At 72.1% G+C, this 1,010-nt stretch carries 1 protein-coding gene; it reads right to left on the reverse strand.

The genetic code is table 11. From position 1 onward, the window contains the following. Positions 1 to 1,010, reverse strand: a 1,010-nt coding sequence (locus tag ACIRBY_RS38760; RefSeq protein WP_403910209.1) for an acyltransferase domain-containing protein, incomplete at both ends; no start/stop codon positions are given.

Below are 1,010 nucleotides of genomic sequence, written 5' to 3' on the forward strand. Positions count from 1 at the left end.
ACGCCGCCACGGCATCCGCGTCACCGGCGACGACCGTGCTCGACGGCCCGTTGACGGCGGCCACACCCAGCCGACCCGTCCAGCCCTTCAACCGCACCTCGACATCAGCCAGCGGCAGCGGAAGGGAAGCCATCCCGCCCAGCCCCGCCAGCTCACGCCCGATCACCGCCGCACGCAACGCCACCACCCGGGCGGCATCCTCCAACGACAACGCACCCGAGACGGCCGCAGCGGCGATCTCACCCTGCGAATGCCCCACCACCGCATCCGGAACGACACCGAGGGAACGCCACATCTCCGCAAGGGAGACCATCACCGCCCAGGTCACCGGCTGGACCACATCCACCCGGTCCAGAGAGCGACCCTCCCGCACGACCTCCACCGCATCGAAGTCCACGAACGGGGCGAGGGCGTCCGCGCACTCCCGCATCCGCCCCGCGAAAACCGGCGAGGACTCCAGCAGCCCCGCACCCATCCCCACCCACTGCGTCCCCTGCCCCGGGAACACCAACGCCACCCGCCCCCGCGAGGACGCGACCCCCTCGACCACGGCCGAACCCACCGCGACCCGCCGGTGCTCGAACACCGACCGCGTCGTGACGAGGGAGTACCCCAGGTCCAGCAACCGGACGTCCTCGGGGAGCCGCTCGGTCTGTGCCCGGAGGGCGGTCTCGGAGTGGGCGGTGAGCACCACCGGCACCACCGGCAGCTCCCGCACCACCTCCACCGGCTCCTCCACCTGCGCAGGGGCCTGCTCCAGGATCACGTGCGCGTTGGTCCCGGACACCCCGAACGAAGAGACACCCGCACGCCGCGCACGCCCCACCTCGGGCCAGTCCCGCGCCTCGGTCAGCAGCTCGACGGCGCCGTCCTCCCAGTCCACTCGCGAGGACGGCGCATCCACGTGCAGGGTCTGGGGAAGGCGGCCGTGCTCCAGCGCCATCACCATCTTGATGACGCCACCGACACCGGCCGCCGCCTGCGCGTGCCCGATGTTCGACTTCAACGAC

Origin of the sequence: Streptomyces sp. NPDC096136, from assembly GCF_044763325.1 — a bacterium.
Classification (GTDB): Bacteria; Actinomycetota; Actinomycetes; order Streptomycetales; family Streptomycetaceae; genus Streptomyces.